9 protein-coding genes are annotated in these 6,365 nt (G+C 65.6%); 6 read left to right on the top strand and 3 right to left on the bottom strand.

From position 1 onward, the window contains the following. The first annotated feature begins 17 nt into the window (after positions 1-17). The 5 genes from GCN74_RS27925 to GCN74_RS27905 all read left to right on the top strand — a co-directional run bounded on the left by GCN74_RS27925 (position 18) and on the right by GCN74_RS27905 (position 3,573). Positions 18-395, top strand: coding sequence for a hypothetical protein (locus GCN74_RS27925; RefSeq protein ID WP_152259673.1), 378 nt, complete (start codon positions 18-20; stop codon positions 393-395). 137 nt (positions 396-532) lie between these two features. Beyond that, a complete protein-coding gene (gene mobB, locus GCN74_RS27920) occupies positions 533-1,057 on the top strand; it encodes a molybdopterin-guanine dinucleotide biosynthesis protein B (RefSeq protein WP_152259672.1) in 525 nt (174 codons plus the stop codon). 57 nt (positions 1,058-1,114) lie between these two features. Beyond that, complete coding sequence (locus tag GCN74_RS27915; RefSeq protein WP_152259671.1) at positions 1,115-1,315, top strand: YjfB family protein; 201 nt, start codon at positions 1,115-1,117, stop codon at positions 1,313-1,315. 318 nt (positions 1,316-1,633) lie between these two features. Continuing rightward, positions 1,634-1,936: a DUF2282 domain-containing protein gene (locus GCN74_RS27910; RefSeq protein ID WP_152259670.1), complete on the top strand. Its 303-nt coding sequence runs from the start codon at positions 1,634-1,636 to the stop codon at positions 1,934-1,936. A gap of 17 nt (positions 1,937-1,953) precedes the next feature. Continuing rightward, positions 1,954-3,573 (top strand): DUF692 family multinuclear iron-containing protein, encoded by a 1,620-nt coding sequence (locus GCN74_RS27905; protein WP_152259669.1) that lies wholly within the window; start codon positions 1,954-1,956, stop codon positions 3,571-3,573. 4 nt (positions 3,574-3,577) lie between these two features. Here the strand turns inward: GCN74_RS27905 and GCN74_RS27900 are convergent, their stop codons facing one another. The 3 genes from GCN74_RS27900 to fumC all read right to left on the bottom strand — a co-directional run bounded on the left by GCN74_RS27900 (position 3,578) and on the right by fumC (position 5,698). Then, positions 3,578-3,862, bottom strand: a complete 285-nt coding sequence (locus GCN74_RS27900; RefSeq protein WP_034759786.1) for a hypothetical protein — start codon at positions 3,860-3,862, stop codon at positions 3,578-3,580. A 124-nt stretch (positions 3,863-3,986) separates the two neighbouring features. Continuing rightward, a complete protein-coding gene (locus GCN74_RS27895) occupies positions 3,987-4,208 on the bottom strand; it encodes an RNA-binding S4 domain-containing protein (RefSeq protein ID WP_035825476.1) in 222 nt (73 codons plus the stop codon). 95 nt (positions 4,209-4,303) lie between these two features. Next, positions 4,304-5,698 carry a class II fumarate hydratase gene (fumC, locus tag GCN74_RS27890; protein ID WP_152259668.1) on the bottom strand — a complete coding sequence of 465 codons (1,395 nt, stop codon included), beginning with the start codon at positions 5,696-5,698 and terminating at the stop codon, positions 4,304-4,306. A gap of 172 nt (positions 5,699-5,870) precedes the next feature. Here fumC and GCN74_RS27885 point away from each other — a divergent pair. Further along, positions 5,871-6,365, top strand: a 495-nt coding sequence (locus GCN74_RS27885; RefSeq protein WP_413541569.1) for a FimV family protein, incomplete at its 3' end; no start/stop codon positions are given.

Raw genomic sequence — 6,365 nt, 5'->3', positions numbered from 1 at the left:
GGTGCGCTGCGCCCGCCGTGCCCGCTACGGTGCCGGCGCAGCGCACCGCCTGGGAAGCGGATGTGCGGGCGCAGGACTTCGCCCCGCCCGCATCCGCCGGCCAGCTGGATACGGACCTGGCGCCCGCTGGCGAGCGGGCCGCCGTGCCCCTCGTGCCCGTGCAATCCGATGCCGAGGCGGGCGCAATCGCTGCGCATCGGCAATTGGCGCGCACGGCCCGGAATGCGCAGGCGGCGAATGGCAAGACAGCGCCGAAGTCGGCGAGCCGGCGCCGGCGGCCGACGGACGAGACCGGCACGCCGCAGCAGGGCAAGTCCCGCGAGGGGCGGCGCGGCAAGGGCGCGCCCGCCGGTGCCGGACGCGCAAAGGGCACGATGGATGGCGGCGGCCGCTGAGCCCGAACACCGCCCGCAAGCGCTATGCCCAGCGGAAATTGTTGCGGCGCTTGACCTGGGCGAGGCAGGGCGCTTGCGCCACGCGGCGGTACGGGTGGGGCTGCGTATAATCATTCCTTCTCAATCAAGGAGTGACCATGCACGATGCGATGCCCGCACACCCGGTACTCGGGGTGATCGGCCGTTCCGGTAGCGGCAAGACGACCCTGCTGGAATTTGTGGTGAAGGAACTGGCGGCGCGCGGCTTGCGCGTCAACCTGGTCAAGCACAGCCACCATGACCTGGCGCTGGAACCGCCGCAAAAGGACAGCGCCCGCCTGCGGCTGGCCGGCGCGGCGGAAGTGCTGGTGGCGTCGCCGTACCGTTTTGCCATCGTGCATGAGCTGCGCGGTGCGCCCGAACCCAGCCTGGCGCAGCAATTGGCCCGCATGGGGCCGGCAGACCTGACCCTGGTGGAGGGCTTCAAGACGGACCCCATTCCCAAGCTGGAAGTGTTCCGTCCGGAAGTGGGGCAGGCGCCCCTGTACCCGCACGACCCGCATGTGATCGCCGTCGCCTCCGACAGCCCCGCGCCTGCGGACTTGCGCGAAGGCCTGCAATGGCTGGACTTGAATGCGCGCGAGCACGTGCTGGCCTGGCTGCTGCACAGACTGGAAAAATAAGCTAAAGGTTTACCGGCGGCATCCGTTAACAAGGGTAGAACCTCACTGGAGAAACGTATGGACGTCGGAAGCATTGCTCAACTGTCAACCACGATGGCGGAGACAGGCACGCGGCAAGCCGTCGGCTTGACTGTCCTGAAAAAAGCCCAGGATATTCAAAGTTCGACTGCCACGGCCTTGCTGGAAGCGTTGCCACCGATACAGTCGGCGCCGAATCTGCCGGCCCACCTCGGTAACCGCATCAACACGACCGCCTGAGCGCAGTCACGCGGCGCCAGCCTGGCGCTCGCCGTACCCATGCCCGCACCACCGTCGCCGACGGTGGCGCGTGGGCGTGTTTGTTTTTTCTTCCCGGTTTTTTCTATTCCGTATCCGGCATCGCCGCCCCTTCCTGCCTGCTCCTGCCTGGTTGACTAATTGACCATAGTTCGCCATGGCACGGCCGATTCAGTAAAATGATGTCCACGGCCGCGCCTTCCCCATGGTGCGGCCCGAGGCGCGCCATGGCGTAGCGCTTGTTTATCGCTTGTCGATTGCCGCTTACCGATTACTTTGACCCATGCAAGAGGATTCCCCATGAACAAACGTCAAGCTCTCATCGCCGCCGCCCTCGCGGGCATCTGTGCCGGCGCCACCGTCAACGCGGCTGCGCACGATGGTCCCGCCCCCGGCGACAAGGAAAAATGCTACGGCGCGGCCAAGGCAGGGCAGAACGATTGCGCCTCGTCCGATGGCGCGCATTCCTGCGCGGGCCAGGCGGAGGCGGACAGCCTGCCCACGGAATGGACGTATGTTGCCAAGGGCACGTGCGAACAGGCGGGCGGCTCCGTCAAGCCCATCAAGGCCAGCAAGGCGGCCAAGCCGGCCACGCAACCCTGAGCCTCCGCCAGCCTTCCATGCCGCAGTCCATCCAGGCGCTTGCCGGCGTCGGCCTGCGCGCCGCGCACTACCGCGATTTCCTGGAACGCCGGCCCCCCGCGGGCTGGCTGGAGGTGCATACCGAAAATTATCTGCAGCCGTCGGGCTGGGATAGCCATGTATTGAATGCCCTGCGCCAGGACTACCCGCTCAGCCTGCATGGCGTGGGGCTGGGGCTGGGTTCCGCGCGCGGCTTTTCCGACAGCCACTTGCAGCGCGTGCGCGCCGTGGTCGAGCGCGTCGAGCCGGTCCTCGTGTCGGAACACCTGTGCTGGGGCGCCGTGGCACAGCAGCAACTCAATGATTTGCTGCCGCTGGCCTTGAATGGGGCTGCCCTCGATTTGCTGTGCGCCAGGGTGGGGCGCGTGCAGGATGTGCTGAGAAGGCCGATCTTGCTGGAGAATGTCGCTACTTACCTGCGCTTTGCCGACGATGCCATGAGCGAAGCGCAATTCCTGGCGGAGCTGGCGCGCCGCAGCGGCTGCGGGCTGCTGCTCGATATCAATAACCTGTATGTGAACCAGTGCAACCACGGCGAAGATGCCTTGACGGCCATGCAGTCCATCGCGCCCGGCAGCGTGGGCGAGCTGCACCTGGGCGGTCATCTGCTGACGCCGCATGCCGTGATCGACCACCATGGCGCCGCCGTGGCCGCTCCCGTCTGGGATTTGTATGCGGCAGCGCTGCTGCGCTTTGGCGCCGTGCCCACCCTGGTCGAGTGGGATACGGACTTGCCTGCCCTCGATATCCTGCTGGGCGAGGCGGGCAAGGCACAGGCCATGCTGGCGCGCCATGCGCCGCAGGCGCCATGGCAGGGCGCGCTGCTGCCGCCGCCGCCCGTGTCGGCGAACGATGCGCTGGCGGCCGGCCAGCAGGCATTTGCCACGGCCTTGCTCGATACGGCGGCAACCCTGCCACCGTTCGCGGGAGCGGCGGTGCCGCAGCGCTTCGCACTGTATCGCGGCAATATGAGCGCCACCTGGCGCCGTACCCTGGGCCAGGCCTATCCCGTCGTGCTGGCGCTGGTGGGCGAGGAATTCCTTGGCGGCCTGGCGCGCGCGTATGGCCGGCAGATGCCATCCGATAGCGCGGATCTGAATCAGTTTGGCGCCCGTTTCGCCGATTTTCTGGCCACTTTCCCGCATGTGGCCGCCTTGCCGTATTTGCCCGACATGGCGCGCCTGGAATGGGCCGTGCACCTGGCCCATTACGCGCCCGATGCGCCGGCACTGGCGCCCGAGGCCTTGGCCGCCCTGCCTCCCGATCAGCTGGAAGCGCGCTGTTTTGCCTTGCATCCCGCCTGCGCCTTGCTGGAATCGGACTGGCAAGTGGGGGCCTTGTGGCAGGCCCATCAGGAGGGGGAAGGGCAGGGAATGTTTCCGCAGGAGATGCAGGCGGCCAGCCATGCACTGGTCTGCCGGACACGCTGGAAGGCGCAGGTGCTGCTACTGGATGGGGCTGCGCATGCAGCCTTGCTGGCCTTGCAGCAGGGGCAGACGTTTGGCGCCGCGCTCGATGCGGCGTTCGGACTGGACCCCGCATTCGACCTGGCGGCGCACTTGCGCCAGTGGCTGGCGCATGCGGTGTTGACGGCGTGAGGTTTTACTCGAAAGCCCGCAACAGGCGCGCTTCGCCCGTCTGATCGCGGTACAGGGCATTCGCGGCCAGGGTGGCGTCCATCATGCGCGTGACTTGCTCCTCTTCGAAGCGGGCAAGCTCGGCAGTGGCCGCGACGAGGGCCAGTTCCAGCCTGGCGCGGGCGCTCTGGTACAGGCTGCTGGTGTATTTGTCCGTGTTGCGCAGCAATTCTTCCGCGTTTTCTATTACCTGGCGCAAGTCGCCGATCAGGCGTTCCTGGCTGCGCGTACCTTGTTCGGGATGGTCCATGGCGCTTCCCCTCTGCAATCGATATTTGTCTGACAATAGCGACGTGTTGCAGCTTGATCCAGGCAGCCGGACTGGCAGCGGTGCAGGTTCGATGCATGGGGTGCTGTCGCGCCCCATGCCGGGCTCAGACGGGAGCGACGACCGTGATACGGATATCGCCCACGCTGACGACCTGGCCGGCGCGGATCTTGGCGGTCTTGCGCAATTCCTTCTTGCCATCGACCTTCACCACGCCGCTATCGACCATGACCTTGCCTGCGCCACCACTGTCGCACAGGCCGACCAGCTTCAGCAGCTGGTTCAGCTCGACGAACTCGGATGTTAAATCAAAGCTTACTTTTTGCATTGTATCCCTTATTGCAATGATGTGTTTTAAACACTTGATGACGACCTCAACTAAGTCATAGTTTACCTGAAGCCGCCAGCAATGCAGGGTGGAAGTCAGCTTTTGTTGGGGCGCGTCATTTCCAATGGCACGATCCAGGCACCGAATTGCTCTTCCGTCACAAAACCCAGGGCCAGCGCCGCTTCCTTCAGGGTCGTGCCTTCGTGCTGGGCCAGCTTGGCGATTTGCGCCGCCTTGTCGTAGCCGATGTGGGGCGCCAGGGCCGTGACCAGCATCAGGGAACGCTCCATCAGTTCGGCGATGCGGTCACGGTTCGGTGCGATGCCGTGGGCGCAATGCTCGTCGAAGCTGCGCATGCCGTCGCCCAGCAGGCGCGCGCTTTGCAGGAAGTTGTGCGCAATCAAGGGTTTGAAGACGTTCAGCTCGAAATTGCCCGAGGCGCCGCCCACCGTGATGGCCACGTCGTTGCCGAACACCTGGCAGCACAGCATGGTCAGCGCTTCGCACTGCGTGGGGTTGACCTTGCCCGGCATGATGGAGCTGCCCGGCTCGTTTTCGGGGATGGTGATTTCGCCGAGACCGGAACGGGGTCCGGACGCCATCCAGCGCACGTCGTTGGCGATCTTCATCAGGGCCGTGGCCAGGGTTTTCAGGGCGCCATGGGCGGCGACCAGGGCGTCGTGGGCGGCCAGCGCGGCAAACTTGTTGTCGGCCGTTGCAAACGGCTGGCCCGTCAGGCGCGCCAGTTCTGCCGCGATGCGGCCGGCAAATTCCACGTGGGCATTCAAGCCCGTACCCACGGCCGTGCCGCCGGCGGCCAGCTGCAGCAGCGGCGGCAGCGATGCCGTGATGATGTGCTCGGCAAAGTCCAGCTGCGCCACGTAGCCGGAAAATTCCTGGCCCAGGGTCAGCGGGGTCGCATCCTGCAAATGGGTGCGGCCGATCTTGACGATGCCGGCAAATTCCGTCGCTTTCGCGTCCAGGGTGGCGCGCAGCTGGCGCAAGGGCGGCAAGACGGTGTTGGCGACGGCCAGCGCGGCCGCCACGTGGATGGCGGTGGGGAAGATGTCGTTCGAGGACTGGCCCAGGTTGACGTCGTCGTTCGGGTGCAGCAGGCGCCCGGCGCCCCGCAAACCGCCGATCAGCTCGGAGCCGCGGTTGGCCAGCACTTCATTCATGTTCATATTGCTTTGCGTGCCAGACCCCGTCTGCCAGACGGCCAGCGGGAACTCCGCGTCATGCTTGCCGGCCAGTACTTCGTCGGCCGCCTGCGTGATGGCGATGGCTTTCTTGCCATCCAACAGGCCCAGGTCCAGGTTGACGTGGGCGGCCGCGCGCTTGACGGTGGCCAGGGCGGCGATCAGTTCGGGCGGCATCTTTTCCGTGGAGATATGGAAGTGCTCGAGCGAGCGCTGCGTTTGCGCTCCCCAAAGCCGGTCGGCGGGTACGTCGATCGGGCCGAAGCTGTCGCGTTCGATTCTGCTACTCATGGCATCCCTTTCATCGATAGAGGTGGATCGAGTGTACTCCAGACGTCAAAAAGGCACAGGATGATGCTGTATTGCATCATTTTTGCCCTGGCCCATCTATATTTTTGCGATTTCCTGCCGTTAAAGACAGGCGAGTTCCCCTTATTTATCCTGTTATCAAAGCGATCAGTCCATGCAGAGCAGCATCCTTCCCCATTGGTCCCTGATCGCGTGCGCCGCCGCCAGCCTGGCCTTGCCGCCCGTCATGGCGGCCGAACTGGGTGACATGGTCGTGCTGTCGCATGTGGGCCAGCCCTTGCTGGCCGAGATCGAACTGACGGCCCTGGCGCCCGAGGAAGCCAGCGGCGTGGCCGTGCGCCTGGCGTCGCCCGATGTGTACCGGGGCGGCGGCATCGGCATGGATCCGGCCCTGCAGACCTTGACGATCAGCCCGCTGGAGCGGGGCGGGCGCCACTATGTGCGCGTGAGTACCCGGCAAGCGATCCAGGCAGGCCATGTGCACCTGTATTTATTGCTGGGCAATGGGAATGGGGCCATCGTGCGCCTGGGCACTTTGTGGCTGACGCCGGCACCGCCCGCCGCCGCCAGCGCGCCAGCCAGGCCCGCCGTTCCGCTGCCCGCGCCTGTGCCCGTGCCGTTGCCGTTGCCATTGCCGCGTGCCGCGTCC

Source organism: Janthinobacterium sp. FT14W (genome assembly GCF_009208755.1).
Classification (GTDB): domain Bacteria; phylum Pseudomonadota; class Gammaproteobacteria; order Burkholderiales; family Burkholderiaceae_D; genus Janthinobacterium; species Janthinobacterium violaceinigrum.
Note: the sequence above shows the minus strand (reverse complement) of the source record. Positions and strands in the feature narration are given on the sequence as shown.

Excerpts from the sequence above, each read along its gene's own strand:
- mobB (WP_152259672.1), top strand. The coding sequence starts at position 533 with ATGCACGATGCGATGCCCGCACACCCGGTACTCGGGGTGATCGGCCGT.
- GCN74_RS27915 (WP_152259671.1), top strand. The coding sequence starts at position 1,115 with ATGGACGTCGGAAGCATTGCTCAACTGTCAACCACGATGGCGGAGACA.
- GCN74_RS27910 (WP_152259670.1), top strand. The coding sequence starts at position 1,634 with ATGAACAAACGTCAAGCTCTCATCGCCGCCGCCCTCGCGGGCATCTGT.
- GCN74_RS27905 (WP_152259669.1), top strand. The coding sequence starts at position 1,954 with ATGCCGCAGTCCATCCAGGCGCTTGCCGGCGTCGGCCTGCGCGCCGCG.
- GCN74_RS27900 (WP_034759786.1), bottom strand. The coding sequence starts at position 3,862 with ATGGACCATCCCGAACAAGGTACGCGCAGCCAGGAACGCCTGATCGGC.
- GCN74_RS27895 (WP_035825476.1), bottom strand. The coding sequence starts at position 4,208 with ATGCAAAAAGTAAGCTTTGATTTAACATCCGAGTTCGTCGAGCTGAAC.
- fumC (WP_152259668.1), bottom strand. The coding sequence starts at position 5,698 with ATGAGTAGCAGAATCGAACGCGACAGCTTCGGCCCGATCGACGTACCC.